Origin of the sequence: Thermus amyloliquefaciens (assembly GCF_000744885.1) — a bacterium.
Taxonomy (GTDB): Bacteria; Deinococcota; Deinococci; order Deinococcales; family Thermaceae; genus Thermus; species Thermus amyloliquefaciens.
Genome location: NZ_JQMV01000003.1, coordinates 661,852 through 679,707, shown reverse-complemented (window position 1 = coordinate 679,707; position 17,856 = coordinate 661,852). Strand labels below are relative to the sequence as shown.

At 67.0% G+C, this 17,856-nt stretch carries 20 protein-coding genes and 1 tRNA gene; 13 read left to right on the top strand and 8 right to left on the bottom strand.

Annotated features, from left to right (window positions below; translation table 11 throughout):
- Window positions 1-36 precede the first annotated feature (36 nt).
- The 6 genes from BS74_RS03900 (at window position 37) to BS74_RS12045 (ending at window position 4,655) form a co-directional block, all read left to right on the top strand.
- Window positions 37-507 (top strand): GspH/FimT family protein, encoded by a 471-nt coding sequence (locus tag BS74_RS03900; protein ID WP_038056254.1) that lies wholly within the window; start codon window positions 37-39, stop codon window positions 505-507.
- Window positions 508-560: 53 nt separating this feature from the next.
- Window positions 561-1,025, top strand: a complete 465-nt coding sequence (locus tag BS74_RS03895) for a GspH/FimT family protein (protein ID WP_038056252.1) — start codon at window positions 561-563, stop codon at window positions 1,023-1,025.
- Window positions 1,022-1,582 carry a type IV pilus modification PilV family protein gene (locus tag BS74_RS03890; protein WP_038056250.1) on the top strand — a complete coding sequence of 187 codons (561 nt, stop codon included), beginning with the start codon at window positions 1,022-1,024 and terminating at the stop codon, window positions 1,580-1,582. Before BS74_RS03895 ends, BS74_RS03890 begins: the two co-directional genes overlap by 4 nt.
- Window positions 1,579-2,283, top strand: a complete 705-nt coding sequence (locus BS74_RS12945) for a PilW family protein (protein WP_038056248.1) — start codon at window positions 1,579-1,581, stop codon at window positions 2,281-2,283. The genes BS74_RS03890 and BS74_RS12945 overlap by 4 nt, the downstream gene beginning before the upstream one ends.
- A gap of 9 nt (window positions 2,284-2,292) precedes the next feature.
- Entirely contained in the window at window positions 2,293-3,966 is a 1,674-nt protein-coding gene (locus tag BS74_RS03880) for a pilus assembly PilX N-terminal domain-containing protein (RefSeq protein WP_038056246.1), read from the top strand.
- A gap of 245 nt (window positions 3,967-4,211) precedes the next feature.
- Entirely contained in the window at window positions 4,212-4,655 is a 444-nt protein-coding gene (locus tag BS74_RS12045) for a type II secretion system protein (RefSeq protein WP_081914551.1), read from the top strand.
- 424 nt (window positions 4,656-5,079) lie between these two features.
- Here the strand turns inward: BS74_RS12045 and BS74_RS03870 are convergent, their stop codons facing one another.
- From BS74_RS03870 to BS74_RS03860, 3 genes are all read right to left on the bottom strand, one after another.
- Window positions 5,080-5,730 carry a chromosome segregation protein ScpA gene (locus BS74_RS03870; RefSeq protein WP_038056244.1) on the bottom strand — a complete coding sequence of 217 codons (651 nt, stop codon included), beginning with the start codon at window positions 5,728-5,730 and terminating at the stop codon, window positions 5,080-5,082.
- Window positions 5,727-6,740 carry a tryptophan--tRNA ligase gene (gene trpS / locus BS74_RS03865; protein ID WP_038056242.1) on the bottom strand — a complete coding sequence of 338 codons (1,014 nt, stop codon included), beginning with the start codon at window positions 6,738-6,740 and terminating at the stop codon, window positions 5,727-5,729. Before trpS ends, BS74_RS03870 begins: the two co-directional genes overlap by 4 nt.
- A 46-nt stretch (window positions 6,741-6,786) precedes the next feature.
- Window positions 6,787-6,873: transfer RNA gene (locus tag BS74_RS03860), tRNA-Leu, on the bottom strand.
- A 205-nt stretch (window positions 6,874-7,078) separates the two neighbouring features.
- Here BS74_RS03860 and leuC point away from each other — a divergent pair.
- The 7 genes from leuC to ilvD are packed head-to-tail and all read left to right on the top strand — an operon-like array spanning window position 7,079 to window position 13,601.
- Window positions 7,079-8,491: a 3-isopropylmalate dehydratase large subunit gene (gene leuC / locus BS74_RS03855; RefSeq protein WP_038056240.1), complete on the top strand. Its 1,413-nt coding sequence runs from the start codon at window positions 7,079-7,081 to the stop codon at window positions 8,489-8,491.
- Window positions 8,492-8,494: 3 nt separating this feature from the next.
- The gene (gene leuD, locus BS74_RS03850) at window positions 8,495-9,100 is read left to right on the top strand and encodes a 3-isopropylmalate dehydratase small subunit (RefSeq protein ID WP_038056238.1); all 606 of its coding nucleotides are present in this window, start codon (window positions 8,495-8,497) and stop codon (window positions 9,098-9,100) included.
- The gene (gene leuB, locus BS74_RS03845) at window positions 9,097-10,134 is read left to right on the top strand and encodes a 3-isopropylmalate dehydrogenase (protein WP_038056236.1); all 1,038 of its coding nucleotides are present in this window, start codon (window positions 9,097-9,099) and stop codon (window positions 10,132-10,134) included. Before leuD ends, leuB begins: the two co-directional genes overlap by 4 nt.
- Window positions 10,135-10,139: 5 nt before the next feature.
- Window positions 10,140-10,673, top strand: a complete 534-nt coding sequence (locus BS74_RS03840; RefSeq protein ID WP_038056234.1) for a Uma2 family endonuclease — start codon at window positions 10,140-10,142, stop codon at window positions 10,671-10,673.
- On the top strand, window positions 10,670-11,203 hold the full coding sequence (locus BS74_RS03835) for a Uma2 family endonuclease (protein WP_038056232.1): 534 nt from the start codon (window positions 10,670-10,672) through the stop codon (window positions 11,201-11,203). Before BS74_RS03840 ends, BS74_RS03835 begins: the two co-directional genes overlap by 4 nt.
- Window positions 11,200-11,934, top strand: a complete 735-nt coding sequence (locus tag BS74_RS03830) for an SDR family NAD(P)-dependent oxidoreductase (RefSeq protein WP_038056230.1) — start codon at window positions 11,200-11,202, stop codon at window positions 11,932-11,934. Before BS74_RS03835 ends, BS74_RS03830 begins: the two co-directional genes overlap by 4 nt.
- The gene (ilvD, locus tag BS74_RS03825; RefSeq protein ID WP_038056228.1) at window positions 11,931-13,601 is read left to right on the top strand and encodes a dihydroxy-acid dehydratase; all 1,671 of its coding nucleotides are present in this window, start codon (window positions 11,931-11,933) and stop codon (window positions 13,599-13,601) included. Before BS74_RS03830 ends, ilvD begins: the two co-directional genes overlap by 4 nt.
- Window positions 13,602-13,642: 41 nt before the next feature.
- Here ilvD and BS74_RS03820 read toward each other — a convergent pair whose 3' ends face one another.
- From BS74_RS03820 to BS74_RS03800, 5 genes are read right to left on the bottom strand one after another with little or no spacing between them, the layout of a single operon-like run.
- Window positions 13,643-14,050, bottom strand: coding sequence for a c-type cytochrome (locus BS74_RS03820; RefSeq protein WP_038056225.1), 408 nt, complete (start codon window positions 14,048-14,050; stop codon window positions 13,643-13,645).
- Between the two features lie 35 nt (window positions 14,051-14,085).
- The gene (locus BS74_RS03815) at window positions 14,086-15,144 is read right to left on the bottom strand and encodes a polyamine ABC transporter substrate-binding protein (RefSeq protein ID WP_038056223.1); all 1,059 of its coding nucleotides are present in this window, start codon (window positions 15,142-15,144) and stop codon (window positions 14,086-14,088) included.
- Window positions 15,141-15,920, bottom strand: a complete 780-nt coding sequence (locus BS74_RS03810) for an ABC transporter permease (RefSeq protein WP_038056221.1) — start codon at window positions 15,918-15,920, stop codon at window positions 15,141-15,143. The genes BS74_RS03815 and BS74_RS03810 overlap by 4 nt, the downstream gene beginning before the upstream one ends.
- Window positions 15,917-16,777: an ABC transporter permease gene (locus BS74_RS03805; protein WP_038056219.1), complete on the bottom strand. Its 861-nt coding sequence runs from the start codon at window positions 16,775-16,777 to the stop codon at window positions 15,917-15,919. The genes BS74_RS03810 and BS74_RS03805 overlap by 4 nt, the downstream gene beginning before the upstream one ends.
- Window positions 16,770-17,840 (bottom strand): ABC transporter ATP-binding protein, encoded by a 1,071-nt coding sequence (locus BS74_RS03800; RefSeq protein ID WP_038056217.1) that lies wholly within the window; start codon window positions 17,838-17,840, stop codon window positions 16,770-16,772. Before BS74_RS03800 ends, BS74_RS03805 begins: the two co-directional genes overlap by 8 nt.
- Between the last annotated feature and the right edge of the window lie 16 nt (window positions 17,841-17,856).

The window sequence follows — 17,856 nt, the reverse complement described above, 5'->3', positions numbered from 1 at the left end:
GGGCCTGGAAAAAAGCGCTAAGCTGGTGGCGGGCCCATGCGTAGGAAAGGCCTTAGCCTGTTGGAGCTTCTGGTGGTCCTGGGGGTTTTGGGGGTGCTCCTGGGGCTTGGCCTTCCCCTCCTCTCCCCGAATCGCCTGGCCCTGGACGCCGCCGCCCGCTCCCTGGCGGCCCAGGTGACCCGGGCCCGGCTGGAGGCCATCCGGCACAACGCCTTCGCCGGGCTCCAGGTCTTCACGGAGGGGGCAGGCGGGTACGCCGTCTTTCTGGACAGAAACGGCAACCGGGCTTACGATCCCGGCGAGGAGGTGCAGCGGGTGCGCTTTGGGGAGGGCGACTGGGCCCGGGTGCGGCTGGACCCGGGCCAAAGCGCCTTGGGCAACATGCCGCTTCTCTTCGACCCCAGGGGCCTTCCCGCCAAGCCCATCACCGGCACCATCGCCCTTAGCTCGGGCCCTGCCACCCGCAAGGTGGTGGTGAGCCAGCAGGGCCGGGCCCGCCTGGAGTAACCCCCCCCCATTTGGGGGATGCCCCCGGCCCCATCGGGGGCTAGCCTAAAGGCGTGAGGTGGCGCCAAGGCCTTTCCCTGATTGAGCTCATCCTGCTCCTGGCGGTCTTGGGGGTGGCGCTCACCTTGAGCGCCGGCCTCCTTAACCCAAGCCGCCAGGCGGTGAACCAGGCGGCCCAGTCCTTGGCGGCCCAGGTGACCCGGGCCCGCCTCGAGGCCATCCGCCGCAACGAGTTCGTCGGCCTCCGCTTCAGCGCCCAGGGCGCAGGCCAATACGAGGTCTTCGTGGACACGAACCGGGACGGCGCCCCCGACGCGGTGCTGCAAACCGTGGCCTTTGGCCAGGGGGACTGGGGCCGGGTGAGGCTAACCCAAGTCCAGGGGGCCAACCCCTTCCTCTTTGACACCCGGGGCATCCCCAAGGAGTTTGCGGAAACCGCGGTGACCCTGAGCGACCGGCAGGGCACCTACAGCAAAACCGTGCGCATTTCCCCGCAAGGGAGGGCGGAGGTCCGATGAAAAGACAAGGGCTCACCCTCATAGAAGTCCTGATCGCGCTGGCCGTCATTGGCATAGCCTTTGGCGCCTTGCTCATGAGCCAGGTTTCCAACCTCAGGGCCTCCGCCCAAAGCCGCTACGCCACCGACGCCAAGGCGGCGGCGGTGCGGGTTTTGGAAGCCCAATCCGCCGAGGTGTTGAAAAGCGAGGTCCTCACCCCTCCCAACCCCTACATCGACGACCCCCAAAGCGGGCGGAGCTTCTACTTCGTGGATTACTTCTACTCCTGCCCCACCCGGGTAGCCCCTCCCCAGGCCCTTAGGGAAGGAAACCCCAGCTTCCTGCGCCCGGTGAACTGCCAAGGGGAGGAGACCCAAGGGAACGTGGCCGTAAGGTGGCGCATCCTTGGCGAAAGCGGCGTCCTGGGCGAAGGGGTGGTCACCCTGGTGGTCACCGCGGCCCACGAGCGTGGCCCCCGGGTCACCATCGGCCGCCGGGTGACCTGCTACGACGTCTACCCTTCCCCCACCCAGGACAAGCCCGCCCCCTGCCCGCCGCCAAGAGGTGGTAGACCATGAAGCGCACCGGTTTCACCCTGGTGGAGGCCTTGGTGGCCCTAGCCCTTCTGGTGACGGTCCTTGGCGTTGCCGTCCGGTACTTCACCAGCAACGCCGCCCTTGCCCGGGAAACCCAGGCCCGAAGCGAGCTGCAAGACCGGGTGCGGATGGTGATGCAGGTGGTCTCGGGGGACCTGCAGATGGCCGGCGCCCGGTACTGGAACAGCGGGACCGCCAACCGGGCCTTCGTCCTCCCGGCAGGCCAGGTGCTCCGGGGCACGGACGGGGGGGCCAAGGACAGCGTGAGCCTTTACTACGTCACCAGCCTGCGGGCACCAACCCAGGCCTGCCGCCGGGTGGACTACCGCTTCCAGGGGGATACCCTGGAGCGCAGCGACGTGAACGCCACCCCCACCTCCGGCGACGAGTGCACCCAGCCTGAGGCCTCCTTCCAGCCCCTGGCCGAGGGCATCCTGGCCCTGGACATCCGCTACCTGTGCAGCCACGGGGAGACCAGGGATACCCCGGACTGCGGCCCGGACGCCTACCCCCGCTCCGCCCTGGTGGAGGTGGTGGGGTACTCCCTAACCCCCATGAGGGCGGCCGGGCCCGCAACCCTCACCACCCTCTCGGGAGAGACCCTCACCTGCCCCGCAAACCGGGGGTGCTACGCCCTTCGGCAAGAGGTCCTGATGCCCAACCTCAAGCCCCTGCCCCAGTAAGGAGGAAGCATGCGCGCGAAAGGTATTGCCCTGGTGGCCACCCTGGCCCTGATGGTCCTCATCAGCCTTTTGGTCTTTGGGACCTTCTTCCGCACCCAGATAGAACTTTGGGTCACCCGCAACGACACCACCTCCGTCCAGGCCTTCTACGCCGCCGAGGCGGGCCTGCAGAAGTACAAGGCCGCCTTGTTCCAGTACTACATCTGGAGGGAGGAAGAGATCCGAAGGGGAGGCGGGGCGGGTTGCTACTCCTCCCTGGTGGAGGGCATTGACCTAGGAAGGAGCGGAACCCTAATCCGCTTCACCAACAACCAGCTGGTCCTGGCGGACGGGGAAAGCGTGCTGGACGCCGACGGTAGGCCCATTGGGAGCTACACCGTCACCCTGATTAAAGACGCCCAGGATGGGCAACTCTTCACCTTGGTCTCCCAAGGAAGGAGCAGTGGCGCCCGGGCCACGGTGCAGGCCACCTTCCGCCTCAGCAACACCGACTACCTGGAGCAGGCCATCTTTGCCGGCACCGGCCAATCCAACAAGTGGCTGAACGGCAGTGCCACCATCCGGGGGGGGATTTACATCGTGGGCGACCGCAACAAACCTGACGATTACGTGATAAGTGGCACTGGCGACTTCTCCCTGTACAACGACTACAACCTATACGACACGCAAGAATACGGCAACATCGCCTCTTGGGTGGAGGAGAGCTACCGTAAGGTGGATGACCTCTGCGCCAGCCTGCGGGTGCAGTACGGGAAGGTCTCCGTGGGAGGGAGCGTCACGATCGGGAAGCCCGGAAACAAGGTAAAAGGGGTCTTCGTGGGCCGGGGCAGCCAGGACATCACCGGCCAAAACGTGGACGTTTGCCAGAACAACAAGGGGGTCTGCACCGAGACCATGGGGCCCTTTGACCTCTCCGACCCCCCGCCCTTCCCCACCCTGGACGCCAAGCTGGACTCGGAGGCCTGCGGCGCCTACCCCACCTGGCGGCAGTGCCTGCAGGCCAAAGCCGCCTTGCGCATCCAGCGCATAGGGAACACGGTGACCCTCCTCCAGCCCCTAGAGGCCACCCTCAACCCCTCCTGCCTGGCCGCCATGACTTCCGGAACCCTGACCCTCAGCACCAATGGGCTAGACTGCACCTTCACCCGCCTTGACGGGACCAGGGGCGGCTTTAGGTACACCTACGCCGGTGGGCAAGGGGTGTTGGAGCTTTACGGGGATGTGGTCCTGGAAGGCCTGAATGTGGTCTTCGACAAGCCAACGGAGTACAAGGCCTCCTCAGGGGGGAAAAGGTCCGCCACCTTGGCGGTGCTGGCCAAAAACGGGCAAGGGGGCAACCTAAACCTGAACGGCAACCTGTTGCCCAACACCTCCCACGGCCTCTTCCCCTCCCACACCCTGGGCCTGGTGGCGGAGGGGAATATCTACCAGCGGGGGCAATACGTCATGGCCCCGGTGTACGCAGGGAGAACCTTCCGGGTGGTGAAGGACAACGTCCTCTTCGGCTCGGTGATCAGCAACGAGTTCTGCACCACCAGCGCCGGGAACCAAACGAGCTGCAACGCCGGGCAAAAGGCGGAGGTGGTCTACATCCGCATCCCCCAGGAAAACCGTCCGGTGCTTTTGCCGAGCCTCAAGGGGGGAAAGCCCGTCTTCCAGGTGCTCTCCTACGAGCGGCGTTGAAGGCCCAGGGCCCGGCTCCCCTTTTCACACCCCTTTCACACCCCCCTGCCATCCTAAGGATGACCCCCCCAAAAGGGGGGGTTGACGGGGGCCAAGGGAGGCCCTAAGAATGGAAACCAAGGGGAGGTGAGAGCGGGGTTAAAAAGGCGGTAAGAAGGCGGTAAGGCAAAGGGAGGCAAAACGGCAATAGGCACTCATGGCCGCGCAATCCATAAAGGCGCGGAAACCCTTAAGGAGAAGGAAGTATGCGGAACGCAAAAGGCTTTACCCTGATTGAGCTTCTGATCGTCATCGCCATCATCGGCATCCTGGCGGCGGTGCTGGTGCCCAACCTGCTCCAGGCCCGGCGGAGCGCCCAAATACGAGCGGAGCAGGCTTATGCCCAAAACGTTTACAAGGTAGCTAACGCCTACATTGCGGAAAACCCTAACGTCACCAGCATCCCAACTGATTGTAACCAAGCAGCGGGTTACTCGGCCGGCAGCTACTCTACAGGGTCTAAGCCTGCTACGATTACCGCGTGCTCTGTAAGCTTCGACGCCTCTACTCAGAACGTGACGGTAACCTGGTCAGGAGCTGCTGGTAATAACCAAACCATCGGAAGCGGAGGAGGTAGCTCCGGCGGAGAAGGTAGCTCCGGCGGAGAAGGTAGCTCCGGCGGAGAAGGTAGCTCCGGCGGAGGACAATAGTCCTCTCAGTAAGCACCGGCGTTCGGGGACAGGGGATAACCCCTGTCCCTTGTTTTAGAGCAGGAGGCTTAAGTGCCCGCGCATAGACTTTCCCCATCCCTCCCCAAAGGCTCCCCCAACTCCCGCAACGCCCCCCATAACTCCGCCACACCCCCCTAGCCCCGCCGCGGCAAGGGCCACCCCTCCACCCGTCGCCACGCCGTCTCCACCGGGGTCAGATGAGGGCTTCCCCACAGGCACGCTTGGGGCACCAGGGAGTAGGTCTTCCGTTCCCGCAGCGGGGCGTCCTCCTCAGGGGTCAGGTGGAGGCGTAGCAGCTCCACCTAGGCAAGCCCCACGCCCTCGTAAAGGGCCCCCAAGGGCAGGCGCACCACCAGGGAGGGCCGCTCGGGGTGAGGGTCTTCGCCAGAGACCACCTGCTCTGCTAAGCAAGACGCCGCTCCTCCACCGCCCCTTCCGCCTCCACCCACAAGGGGCCGAAGGCCTCCTCCTGCTCGAGGCGCACCAGGCCCAGCCGGTGGGCCTCCAAAAGCGCCGCGAAGCCCACCGCCTGCTCCCCCCAGCCCCGTAAGGGTAGGCGGTGGAAGGCCACCCGCCCCCTAAGGAGGCCCTTCAGCCGCTCCCAGGCCTCCCGCAGGCCAAAGGCCTCCTGGGGCAAGGCCAGCACCGCCTTGCGGAAGGACTGGGCCACCTCCTTCAGGGCCTTGGGGGGAAGGCGCAAGGCAGGCCGGGGCACCGGGGGCGGGGCCACGGGAAGGAGCCGGCTCCGCCGCCTAAGGCGCTCCTCCAGGAAGGCCACGGTCTCGGAGAGGTCCACCAGCACCCGCACGATGGGGGCCTCCTCCCCCTCCTCCTTGGGGGTAAGGGCCTTCTCCGGGGAAAGCTTCAGCACCAAAAGCTCGGCCAAAAGGGGAAGAAGCTCCGCCCGGGCCCTGAGGTCCTCGGGCACCTGGCCAAGGGCCTGCTCCACGATGAGGAGAAGGGGAAGCCCCCGGGGGGAAAGCCTTCCCCGCCTCAGGGCCTCCCGGAGCTCCTCCGGGGTCCCGGAAAACCCGGGAAACTCCAGCCGGATCACCGAAGCACCGGGCGCTTGCTGGGGAGAAGGAGCCCCACCTTCTCCCGCACCTCCTCCATGGTGGCCGCCGCCACCGCCCGGGCCCGCCTGGCCCCTTCCAGGAGGGCGTCCATCACGTAGTCGGGGTCCTTCTTGAGCTCCTCCGCCCGCTGGCGGATGGGCCTTAGGACCTTCATCATCTCCTCAAAGAGGATCCGCTTCACCACCAAGGTCCCCACCCCCGCCTTCCGGTACTCCTCCTTCAAGACCTCCACCAGCTCCTTGGGGGCGAAGTAGGAGAGGTAGGTGAAGACCACGGTGCGCCCCGGGTCCCCGGGGTCGGAGAGGCGGATGCGCTGGGGGTCGTCGGGCAGGTGGCGGATCTTCTCCCAGATGCTCCCCTCGTCCTCCAGGAGGCCGATGGTGTTCCCCAGGGATTTGCTCATCTTGGCCTTGCCGTCTATGCCCGGCACCCGGGGGGCCTCGGGGTTCAGGAGGGCCTTGGGCTCGGGGAAGGTCTCCCCAAAGAGGGCGTTGAAGCGCCTGGCGATCTCCCGGGTGAGCTCAATGTGCTGCACCTGGTCCTCCCCCACGGGCACGGTGTCCGCCTTGTAGATGAGGATGTCCGCCGCCTGCAACACGGGGTACATGAGGAGGCCCGACCAGACCGCCTCCTGCTTCGCGGCCTTGTCCTTGAACTGGGTCATGCGGGTGAGGTCCCCCAAGGGGGTGAGGGTGGTGAAGACCCAGGCGAGCTCCGTGTGCTCGGGCACGTGGGACTGGACGAAGAGGGTGACCTTCTCGGGGTTGAGCCCCGCGGCCATGTTCACCAAGGCGGCCTCAAAGGTACGCCGGGCCAAGGTCTGGGGGTCGTAGGCCAGGGGGTTGGTGAGGGCGTGGTAGTCCACGATGCAGAAGAAGGCCTCCCGCCCCAGCCTCTCCCCCAGCTCCACCCACTGCTTGATGGCCCCCAGGTAGTTGCCGATGTGGATCTCCCCCGAGGGCTGGATGCCGGAGAGAACCCGCGTCATGGGCCTCAGTGTAGCAAAAGCCTAAGGCCCCCTTCCGGGGGCCCTTTGGTGCCGGGGGCGGGACTTGAACCCGCACGTCCGCGAGGACACACGACCCTGAATCGTGCGCGTCTACCAATTCCGCCACCCCGGCAGACGCAAGGGTCATTGTACGGAAGGCCCTTCTTCTCGTCAAGCCCTAGCGCCAAGCCCTTGACCCTGAGGCAGGGGAGGCTTAGGCTATAGGGCAATGCGGCGGGGCTTCCTGCTAGACCTAGGCCGGGCGGGCCCGGCTTAGGGAAGCCCTGTTGCTTTCCCCCGGGCCCAGAACCCGGGGGATTTTTGTAAAGGGAGGGAGCATGGGAAAAACGCTTTACGAGAAGGTATGGGAGGCCCACGAGGTGAGGAAGCTGCGAAGCGGCCAAAGCCAGCTTTTCATTGACCTGCACCTCCTGCACGAGGTCACGAGCCCCCAGGCCTTCGGGATGCTCAGGGACCTGGGGCTTAAGGTGCGCTACCCCCACCGCACCTTCGCCACCGTGGACCACATCGTCCCCACCCACGACCGCACCGAGCCCTTCCAGGACCCCTTGGCCCAAAGCATGCTGGAGGCCCTCCGGCAAAACACCAAGGAGCACGGGATCACCTTCTTTGACCTGGGAAGCGGGAACCAGGGCATCGTGCACGTGATCGGGCCCCAGCTGGGCCTGACCCAGCCGGGGATGACCATCGCCTGCGGGGACTCCCACACCTCCACCCACGGGGCCTTCGGAGCGGTGGCCTTCGGCATCGGCACCAGCCAGGTGCGGGACGTGCTGGCCACCCAAACCCTGGCGGCCCAGAAGCTCAAGGTGCGGCGCATCAACGTGGAAGGGAAGCTCTCCCCTGGGGTTTACGCCAAGGACGTGATCCTGCACATCATCCGCCACCTGGGGGTGAAGGGGGGCCTGGGCTACGCCTACGAGTATGGGGGAAGCGCGGTGGAGGCCATGGACATGGAAAGCCGCATGACCCTTTGCAACATGTCCATTGAGGGCGGGGCCCGCATCGGCTACGTGAACCCCGACGAGACCACCTTCGCCTACCTCGAGGGCCGCCCCTTTAGCCCCAAGGGGGCGGAGTGGGAGGAGGCCAAAAGGCGCTGGCGGAGCTTCGCCTCCGACCCCGATGCCCCTTACGACGACGTGGTCACCTTCCGCGCCGAGGAGATCCCCCCCACGGTCACCTGGGGCATCAACCCCGGGCAGGCGGTGCCCATTGACGGCAGGGTCCCCCTCCTGGAGGAGCTTCCCGAGGAGGAACGCCCCCTGGCCGAGGAGGCCTTGGCCTACATGGGCCTGAGGCCCGGGCAGCCCATCAAGGGGGTGCCCATCCAGGTGGCCTTCATCGGCAGCTGCACCAACGCCCGGCTTTCGGACCTGCGCGAGGTGGCCCGCTTCCTCAAGGGGCACAAGGTGAAGAAGGGGGTGAGGGCCCTGGTGGTGCCGGGCTCGGAGTGGGTGGCCAAGAAGGCCGAGGAGGAGGGCATCGCCGAGGTCTTCCGCGAGGCGGGGTTTGAGTGGCGGAACCCGGGGTGCTCCATGTGCCTGGCCATGAACCCGGACCGCCTCCAGGGGGACGAGCTGGCCGCCAGCTCCTCCAACCGCAACTACAAGGGGCGCATGGGAAGCCCCAGGGGGCGCACGGTCCTCATGAGCCCCCTCATGGTGGCGGCGGCGGCGGTGGCGGGCGAGATCGCGGACGCCCGCGAGGTGTTTGGCATCGGGAGGTAAAGCATGCTGGAGAAGTTCACCGTCATCCGTGGCCGGGCGGTGCCCCTCAGGGGCGAGGACATTGACACGGACCGCATCATCCCCGCCCGCTTCATGAAGGTCCTCACCTTTGAGGGCCTGGGCCAGTACCTCTTCTACGACGAGCGCTTTGACGAAAAGGGCAACCCCAAGCCCCACCCCCTGAACGACCCCCGGTACCAGGGGGCTAGCCTCCTCCTGGTGGAGGCGGGGTTTGGCTCCGGCTCTAGCCGCGAGCACGCCCCCCAGGCCATCAAGCGCGCCGGGTTCAAGGCCATCATCGGGGAGAGCTTCGCGGAGATCTTCTTCGGCAACGCCACCGCCATCGGCCTGCCCTGCGTGACCTTGGCCCCGGAAGACCTAAGGGCCCTCTTCCAGGCGGTGGAGGCCGACCCTTCCCTGGAGGTGGAGGTGGACCTCCTGGCGAAGGAGGTGCGCTTTGGCGGACGGGTGGCCCCCCTTGCCCTGCCGGAGGCGGCGCGGGAGGCGCTGACGCAGGGGCTTTGGGACCCCATTGGGGAGCTTTTGGAAGCGGGAAGCCTTCTGGACGAGTTTGACCGCAAGCTCCCCTACCCCAGGAGGTCGGAATGAGGGTGGCGGTGCTTCCGGGGGACGGGATCGGCCCCGAGGTGACGGAGGCGGCCCTAAAGGTCCTAAAGGCCCTGGACGAGGCCCATGGCCTGGGCCTGAGTTACCAGGTTTACCCCTTTGGCGGGGCCGCCATTGACGCCCATGGGGAACCCTTTCCTGAGGCGACCCGGAAGGGGGTGGAGGCGGCGGAGGCCGTCCTCCTGGGGAGCGTGGGGGGGCCCAGGTGGGACCACCTTCCCCGTAGGATCCGCCCGGAAACGGGGCTCCTGGCCCTGAGGAAGAGCCAGGACCTCTTCGCCAACCTGCGCCCGGCCAAGGTCTTCCCCGGGCTGGAGAGGCTTTCCCCCCTAAAGGAGGAGGTGGCCCGGGGGGTGGACGTGCTCATCGTCCGGGAGCTCACCGGGGGCATCTACTTCGGGGAGCCCAGGGGCATGTCCGAGGCCGAGGCCTGGAACACGGAGCGCTACAGCAAGCCGGAGGTGGAGCGGGTGGCCAAGGTGGCCTTTGAGGCCGCAAGAAAGCGCAGGAGGCACCTCACCAGCGTGGACAAGGCCAACGTCCTCGAGGTGGGGGAGTTCTGGCGGAAGACGGTGGAGGAGGTGGGCCAGGGCTATCCCGATGTGGCCTTGGAGCACCAGTACGTGGACGCCATGGCCATGCACCTGGTGAGGAACCCCGCCCGCTTTGACGTGGTGGTGACGGGGAACATCTTCGGGGACATCCTCTCCGACCTGGCCTCGGTGCTTCCCGGCTCCCTGGGGCTTCTCCCCTCCGCCTCCTTGGGGCGGGGCACCCCGGTCTTTGAGCCGGTGCACGGCTCCGCCCCGGACATCGCCGGCAAGGGCATCGCCAACCCCACCGCCGCCATCCTCTCCGCCGCCATGATGCTGGAGCACGCCTTTGGCCTGGTGGAGCTGGCAAGGAGGGTGGAGGAGGCCGTGGCCCAGGCCCTCCTGGAAACCCCCCCGCCGGACCTGGGGGGAAGCGCGGGGACGGAGGCCTTCACCCAGGAGGTGCTCCGCCGGCTAAAATAGGGAAAATGCTCCGCCACCGCTTTACCGCCGAGGAGTTCCACCGCATGGCCGAAGCCGGCATCCTCCCCGAGGATGCCCGGGTGGAGCTTGTGCGAGGAGAGATTCTAGAGATGAGCCCCATCGGAAAACGCCACGCCTACGTCCTCAACACCTTGGTGGACCTCCTCTCCCCCCTTCGGGGGCGGGCGGTCCTTTCCGTGCAAAACCCCCTGGTCCTGCCCCCGGACACGGAGGTCTACCCGGACCTGGCCCTCCTCCGCCCCCCCAGGACCGCCTACCGGGACCGGCTCCCCGAGGCCCAAGACGCCCTCTTGGTGGTGGAGGTGGGGGAAACCTCCCTGGACTACGACCTGAACGTCAAGGTGCCCCTTTACGCCCAGGCCGGGGTGCCCGAGGTCTGGGTGGTGGACCTGGTGCGGGACCGGGTGCACGTCTTCCGCAAACCCGCTGGGGGAGGCTACGGCGAACGGCAAACCCTCGAGGAGGACGAACTGGAGGTGCTGGGGCTCAAAATCCCGGTGAAGGAGGTCCTGCCGTGACCCGCCACCGGATCTCCCTGGACGAGTTCCACCGCATGGTGGAGGCCGGGGTCTTCCCCGAGGACCTGAGGCTGGAACTGGTGGAAGGAGAACTCCTGGAGATGAGCCCTATCGGCAAGCGTCACGCGGCCAAGGTGGCCAGGCTCACCGCCCTCCTCGCCCCCTTGGTTCCGGAAAAGGCCATCCTCTTTGTGCAAAGCCCCCTGGTGGTGGGAAAGTCGGAGCTCTACCCCGATCTCGCCCTGCTGCCGCCCCGGCCCGACTTCTACGAGGAAGGGCTACCGGAGGGGAAGGACGCCCTTTTGGTGGTGGAGGTGGCGGAAACCTCTTTGGCCTACGACCTGGGGGTGAAGGTGCCCCTTTACGCCAAGGGCGGGGTGCCCGAGGTCTGGGTGGCGGACCTTCCGGGAAGGCGCCTTTGGGTCCACCGGGAGCCCGCGGGGGAGGGGTACCGGGAGGTGCGGACCCTAGGCCCTGAGGACACCGTAACCTTTATGGGGATCGCCATCCCCTTGGGGGAGCTCTTATGAGAAAGACCCTGATCCTCACCGGGGCCAGCCGCGGCATCGGCCGGGCCTTGGCCCTGGAGCTGGCTAAGGCGGGCTACGACCTGGTGCTGAACGCCCGCTCGGAAGGGGCGCTACGGGAGGTGGGCGAGGCGGTGCGCGCCCTGGGGGTTAGGGCGGAATGGGTGGCGGGAAGCGCCGGGCAGGCCCAGGTGGCTGAGGGGCTGGTGCAAAAGGCGGAGGCCTTGGGGGGGTTTTACGGTTACATCCACAACGCCGGGGTGTTGCACCCGGGGCCCTTGGTCTACGAGCTGGCCGAGCCCCTCTTCCTGGAGGTCCTCGAGGCCAACCTCCTGGCCGGCTACCAGCTGGCCCGCTACGCCTACCCCCTTCTCCGGAAAAAGGGGGAAGGGGTGGCGGTGTACGTGGGCTCCGGAGCGGCGGAAAGCAACCTCCCCGGGATCGGGGCCTATGCGGTGGCCAAGGCGGCGGAGGAGCACCTGGCCCGGCAGCTGGCCGCGGAGGTGCCCGAGGTGGCCTGCTTCATCTACCGCCCCGGGGTGGTGGAAACCGAGATGCAGCGCCAGGCCCGGGAGGCCCAAGGAAGCGCCGCCCCGGTGCTCCATCGGGTTTTTCGCGGCTACAAGGAGGAAGGCCGCCTCCTAAACCCCAAGGAGGCGGCCCAGGCCCTGGTGCGCCTTCTGCCCAGGGCCCGGCAGTTTCATGGCAGGATCGCCACCTGGAGGGACGCATGAGATCGGACCGTATCAAAAAAGGCTTGCAGCAGGCCCCCGCCCGGGCCATGCTCCGGGCGGTGGGGGTAGGGGACGAGGACTTCCAGAGGCCCTTCGTGGGGGTGGTGAACACCTTCACCGACGGGATGCCCTGCAACTTCCACCTCCGCCAGCTGGCCCTGGACGTGAAGGCGGGGCTCAAGGAGGCCGGGGTCTTCCCCTTTGAGTTCGGGGCCCCCGCCATCTCCGACGGCATCAGCATGGGTACTCCTGGGATGCGGGCGAGCCTGGTGAGCCGCGAGGTGATCGCCGACAGCGTGGAGCTCATCGCCCAGGGCTACCTCTACGACGGGATGGTGGCCCTCTCCGCCTGCGACAAGACCATCCCCGGCGGGGCCATGGGGGTGATCCGGAGCGGGGTACCGGGCATGGTCCTCTACGGGGGCACCATCGCCCCCGGGGAGTGGCAGGGGCGGAAGCTCACCATCGTTTCCGTGTTTGAGGCGGTGGGGCAGAGGGCGGCGGGGAAGATCACCGAGGAGGAGCTTTTGGAGATCGAGCGCCGGGCCATCCCCGGCCCCGGGGCCTGCGGCGGCCAGTACACCGCCAACACCATGGCCATGGCCCTCGAGGCCCTGGGCCTCTCCCCCGTGGGTTACAACGCCATCCCCGCCGTGCACCCCGAGAAGCCGAGGGCCACCCGGGAGGCGGGCCGCATTCTGGCCGAGGCCATCGCCCGGGACTGGAAGCCCAGGGACTTCCTCACCCGCAGGAGCTTCCTCAACGCCATCGCCGCCGTGGCCGCCACCGGGGGAAGCACCAACGCCGTGCTCCACCTCCTGGCCCTGGCCAAAGAAGCGGGGGTGGAGCTCAGCCTGGACGACTTTGACCAGGTCTCCCGCAAGACCCCGGTCATCGCCGACCTCAGGCCCTGGGGCACCTACACCGCCTTTGAGCTCTACGAGGCCGGGGGGACCGCCTTGGTCTTCAAGAGGCTCCTGGAGGCGGGCCTCCTCCACGGGGACGAGCGCACCCTCACCGGCAGGACCCTGGCCGAGGAGGTGGAAAGGGCCTACCGGGAAAGGGAGGGCCAGCAGGTGGTCTTCCCGGTGGAACAGGCCCTGAAGCCCCACGGGGGCCTGGTGGTGCTCAAGGGGAACCTCGCCCCCAGGGGGGCCGTGCTCAAGCTCGCCGGCACCGAGCGCACCTTCTTTGAGGGCCCCGCCCGGGTTTTTGACTCGGAGGAGGCGGCCATGGAAAAGGTCCTCGGGGGAGGGATCCGCCCGGGGGATGTGCTGGTCATCCGCTACGTGGGGCCCAAGGGGGCACCCGGCATGCCCGAGATGCTCTCCGTCACCAGCGCCCTGGTGGGGGAAGGCCTGGGCCCGGAGGTGGCCCTCCTCACCGACGGCCGCTTCTCCGGGGGCACCCGGGGGCTCATGATCGGCCACATCGCCCCCGAGGCCTTCGTGGGCGGGCCCATCGCCCTCCTGGAGGAGGGGGACCGGGTGCGGATCGACGTGGAAAACCGGCTTTTGGAGGTGCTCCTCCCCGAGGAGGAGCTGCGGAAGCGGCAGGAACGCTGGCAACCCCGTCCCCCGGCGTTCCGCCACGGCCTCTTCGCCCGCTACGCCGCTTTGGTGGCGCAGGCGGACCAGGGGGCGGTGCTCCAAGACCCCGAAGCGTGACGAGTCGGTACCCCGTGGTGGCTTGGGCCACCACGGGGTACTTAAGGCCCCTCCGGCCGCTTCACCGCATCCGGGGTGAGGTTCAAGCCTCGCCCCTTGCGCACCTCCTCCGGGGTGAAGGGATCCCCCTTCACCTGGAGCAGGGCCTTTAGGTGGTTCAGAAGGGCGGCAAGCTCCTCGTCCTTGAGCTGGGCGAAGCCGGGCATGAGCCCCGCCTCCCCCTCCCCCTTTTTGCCGTAGAGGACCACCAGGACCAGGTAGCGCCGCCCCTCGGGGGTGGCGAAGAGGGGCACCGCCCCCTGCAGGCCCGGGTAGGGCCGCACCCCCTGGGCCCGGGGGCCGTGGCACTGGGCGCAGTAGCGGGACCAGAGGCCCTCCACCCCCTGGGCCGCCGTCCCGAGCCCCCCTAGGACCAGGCCCAGGAGGAAGAAAAGGACCTTGGCCTTCATGGGCCCAGTATAGCCCCGCCTCCCGCAACCCGCGTTTAGCGGGCCTTTACCTCGGTCCAGACCCGGTCATAGAGGGCGATGTCCGGGCCCAGGTCCTTGAGGTACTCCAGCTTCTGCCGCACCTCCTCCGGGGGGAAGACCGTGGGGTCCTGGCGCATGGCCTCGGGGAGAAGGGGAAGGGCCTTGGCCACGGGGGTGGCGTAATGGGTGTACTCCGCCAAGGCGGCGGCGTTTTCCGGTTCCAGCAAGAAGTTGATAAAGCGGTAGGCCAGATCCTGGCTGGGCCCCCGCTTGAGGACCACCAGGGCGTCGGTCCAAAGGGTGCTGCCCTCCTTGGGGATCGCATAGCGGAGCCTTTCGTCCTCCTGCCTGGCCTGGAGCACATCCCCGGAGTAGGCCAGGGCCACCGCCGCATCCCCGCCCAGGATCCGGTTTAGGGCCTCCACCCCCCCGGCGAAGCCCACGGAGCGGCGCTTGGCCTCGAGGAGAAGCCCCTTGGCCTTCTCCAAGGCCTCGGGGTCCGTGGTGTTCACCGAGTAGCCCAGGTACTTCAAGGCCGCCCCGATGGTCTCCCGCATCTCGTCCAGGAGGAGGAAGGGCCCCACGCTCCGGGCGGGGTCAAAGAGAACCGCGTAGGAGTCCACGCTCCCCTTCACCAGGTCCTCCCTGTAGGCCAGGCCCGTGGTGCCCCAGAGGTAGGGGACGGAGTACCGGAGGCCGGGGTCATAGGGAGGGTCCAGGAAGAAGGGGTCCAGGTTGGCCAGGTTCCCGAGCCTCTCCTTCTCCAAGGGGGCGATGAGCCCCTCCCGGGCCATCTGCAGCACGTAGTAGTCGGGAGCCACCACCAAGGAGAACTCCCGGTCCGCCCCCGCCTTCAGCTTGGCCAGCATGGCCTCGGGGGATTCAAAGGTGTCCAGGACCACCTTGGCCCCGGTCTCCGCCGAAAACTTCCGGATGAGGTCCTCCGGGATGTAATCGGCCCAGTTCAGGAAGTACAGGGTCTCCCCCGCCCCGGGGGCCTGCTTCGGCCTGAGGAAAAAGACCCCCAAACCCAAAAGAAGGATCGCCAGCAAAAGGATAGCGAAACGCCTCATACCCTCCTCCTGCCCAAAGCATACCCCAAGGCCAGGAAAAAGGCGCTAAGGCCGATGATCAGGGTGGAAAGGGCATGCACCTTGGGGCTCACCCCCAGCTTTACGCTGGAATAGATGTAAAGGGGCAAGGTGGTGGCCCCGGGGCCGGCGGTGAAGAAGGTGACCACGAAGTCGTCCAGGGAAAGGGTGAGGGCCAGGAAGGCCCCCGCCGCCACCCCCGGCCAGGCCAGGGGCAGGGTCACGTGGAAGAAGGTCTGCCAGCCCCGGGCCCCCAGGTCGCGGGCGGCCTCCTCCAAGGCCGGGTCCAGAAGGAGGAGCCTGGAGCGCACCACCAGGGTCACGAAGGCCACCTGGAAGGTGATGTGCCCCAGGATCACCGTGAGGAGGGAGAGCCGGGGGAACCCCAAAACCTCCCGGGCCACGGCGAAGAGGAGAAGGAGGGATACCCCCATCACCACGTCGGGCACCACCACGGGGATGTAGAGGAGGTAGGAGAGGAAGCCCTTGCCGGGAAAGCGGTAGCGCACCAGCCCCACCGCCAGAAGGGTGCCCAAAAGGGTGGCCACCAGGGTGGAGACGAAGGCCACCACCAGGGTATTCAGGAAGTATTCCAGGACCCGGGGGTCCTGGAAAAGGGCCCGGTACCAATCCAGGGTAAACCCGGTGAAGCGCACCCCCCGGCGGCTTTCGTTGAAGGAAAGGGCCACGATCACCAAGATGGGCAGGTAGAGGAAGAGGTAGACCAGGAAGGCGTGGAGGGTAAGGAGCCTTCTCATACCAGGTCCTTTAGCCCCCTTTCCCCCTGCAAGCGGGCGTAAAGGTAAAGGGAAAGAAGCACAAACCCCATCAGGAACACGCTGAGCGCAGCCCCAAAAGGCCAGTCCCGGGTGATGCCAAACTGCTGCTGGATTAGGTTCCCAATCAAGACCACCCGCCCTGCCCCCAGGAGGTCCGCCACTACGAAGGTGCCCATGGCGGGGATGAAGACCAGCACGCTCCCCGCAAAAAGCCCGGGGTAGGTCTGGGGCAAGACCGCATGCAAAAAGGCCTTAACGGGCCTTGCCCCCAGGTCGTAGGCCGCCTCCAGTAGCTGCCAGTCCAGCCGCTCCACGCTGGCGTACACCGGCAGGACAAAAAAGGGCAAGAAGGTGTACACCGTGGCCAAGAGCACCGCCAGGAAGGAGGGATAAAGGGCCAAAGGACCGAGGCCAAGGGCCCCCAGGAGGGCGTTCACCGGGCCCTCCCGTTGCAGGAGGAGAAGCCAGGCGTAGACCCGGATGAGGAAGTTGGTGAGGAAGGGAAGGAGAAGGAGGAAGAGGAGGAGATCCCGCCTCGGGTGGCGGGCGATGTAAAAGGCCAGGGGGTAGCCCAGCAAGGCGGAGAAGAAGGTGGCCAGAACCCCCACGAGAATGCTTTGGGCGAAGGCCTCGAGGTAGACGGGGCGAAGGAGCTTGGCGTAGTTGTGGAAGCCCCAGGGCCCGGTGAGCTCCCCATAAGGCCCCCGGCTGAGGAAGGAGGCCAGGAGGACCAAAAGGGTGGGGAGGAGCACGAAGAGCACCAACCATAGCCCCCCGGGGCCCACCGTCACCAGGACCCGGAAGGCGCGTTGCCAGGGGGTAGCCGCCTCATTCATGGAGCACCACCAGGTTTTCCGGGGGAAGGTAGCAGAGCACCTCCTCCCCATAGGCAAACTCCTCGGCACCAGGCTCCTGCAGGTCCTGGTTCAGCGTGTAGGCCAGAAGCCGCACCTCCCCAGCCCGCAGGTAGTACTGGTTCTCCGCCCCCGTGTAGACGATCTCCTCCACCTTGGCCCGCACCAGGTTGTCCCGCGCGGGGGCCCCGTTCCCCAAAGGGTAGAGGCGGATCTTCTCGGGCCGGATCACCAGTAAAGCCTCCCGGGCTAGGGGCTCCCGAAGCCGCAAGGGGCCCAAAGGGGTCTCCGCCCCCATGGGATGGGGCCTGGCGGGGAGGAGGTTGGAACGGCCCAGGAAATCCGCCACGAAGCGGTTTTTAGGCCGCTCATAGACCTCGTCGGGCAGGCCCACCTGCTCAATCCTTCCCGAGCGCATCACCGCGATCCGGTCGGACATGACCAGGGCCTCCTCCTGGTCGTGGGTGACGAAGATGAAGGTGGTGCCAAGCCTCCGCTGAAGCTGCATGAGCTCCACCCTAAGCTCCTGGCGCAGCTTCAGGTCCAGGGCGGAAAGGGGCTCGTCCAACAGGAGCACCTGGGGCTCCAGCACCAAGGCCCGGGCCAGGGCCACCCGTTGCCTCTGCCCGCCGGAAAGCTCCCGGGGGTAGCGTTTCTCCAGGCCCAGGAGGTCCACCAACTCCAGGGCCCAGGCCACCTTGCGGCGAACCTCCCCCCCGGGGAGGCCCTTCATGCGCAGGCCAAAGGCCACGTTCCCCTCCACGGTCATGTGGGGGAAGAGGGCGTAGTTCTGGAAGACGGTGTTCACCGGACGGTCGTAGGGGGGCACCCCGGCCATGTCCTTGCCCGCGATCTCAATCCTTCCCGCATCCGGGGTGTCAAACCCGGCGAGAAGCCTAAGAAGGGTGGTCTTGCCGCATCCCGAAGGGCCCAGGAGGCTGAAGAACTCCCCCCGGTGCACCTCGAGGTCCACCCCATCCAGGGCCATCACGCCGCCAAAGCTCTTCCTAACCCCGGACAGGCGCACCAACACATCCCCGGCCACGGGGCCCAGTTTAGCA

Bases quoted from the DNA above. Each gene is read 5' to 3' on its own strand.
- BS74_RS03805 (WP_038056219.1), bottom strand. From the start codon at position 16,777: ATGAATGAGGCGGCTACCCCCTGGCAACGCGCCTTCCGGGTCCTGGTG.
- leuD (WP_038056238.1), top strand. From the start codon at position 8,495: ATGCTGGAGAAGTTCACCGTCATCCGTGGCCGGGCGGTGCCCCTCAGG.
- trpS (WP_038056242.1), bottom strand. From the start codon at position 6,740: ATGACGCGGGTTCTCTCCGGCATCCAGCCCTCGGGGGAGATCCACATC.
- BS74_RS03880 (WP_038056246.1), top strand. From the start codon at position 2,293: ATGCGCGCGAAAGGTATTGCCCTGGTGGCCACCCTGGCCCTGATGGTC.
- leuC (WP_038056240.1), top strand. From the start codon at position 7,079: ATGGGAAAAACGCTTTACGAGAAGGTATGGGAGGCCCACGAGGTGAGG.
- ilvD (WP_038056228.1), top strand. From the start codon at position 11,931: ATGAGATCGGACCGTATCAAAAAAGGCTTGCAGCAGGCCCCCGCCCGG.
- BS74_RS03890 (WP_038056250.1), top strand. From the start codon at position 1,022: ATGAAAAGACAAGGGCTCACCCTCATAGAAGTCCTGATCGCGCTGGCC.
- BS74_RS03820 (WP_038056225.1), bottom strand. From the start codon at position 14,050: ATGAAGGCCAAGGTCCTTTTCTTCCTCCTGGGCCTGGTCCTAGGGGGG.
- BS74_RS12045 (WP_081914551.1), top strand. From the start codon at position 4,212: ATGCGGAACGCAAAAGGCTTTACCCTGATTGAGCTTCTGATCGTCATC.
- BS74_RS03830 (WP_038056230.1), top strand. From the start codon at position 11,200: ATGAGAAAGACCCTGATCCTCACCGGGGCCAGCCGCGGCATCGGCCGG.
- BS74_RS03900 (WP_038056254.1), top strand. From the start codon at position 37: ATGCGTAGGAAAGGCCTTAGCCTGTTGGAGCTTCTGGTGGTCCTGGGG.
- BS74_RS03810 (WP_038056221.1), bottom strand. From the start codon at position 15,920: ATGAGAAGGCTCCTTACCCTCCACGCCTTCCTGGTCTACCTCTTCCTC.
- BS74_RS03815 (WP_038056223.1), bottom strand. From the start codon at position 15,144: ATGAGGCGTTTCGCTATCCTTTTGCTGGCGATCCTTCTTTTGGGTTTG.
- leuB (WP_038056236.1), top strand. From the start codon at position 9,097: ATGAGGGTGGCGGTGCTTCCGGGGGACGGGATCGGCCCCGAGGTGACG.
- BS74_RS12945 (WP_038056248.1), top strand. From the start codon at position 1,579: ATGAAGCGCACCGGTTTCACCCTGGTGGAGGCCTTGGTGGCCCTAGCC.
- BS74_RS03840 (WP_038056234.1), top strand. From the start codon at position 10,140: ATGCTCCGCCACCGCTTTACCGCCGAGGAGTTCCACCGCATGGCCGAA.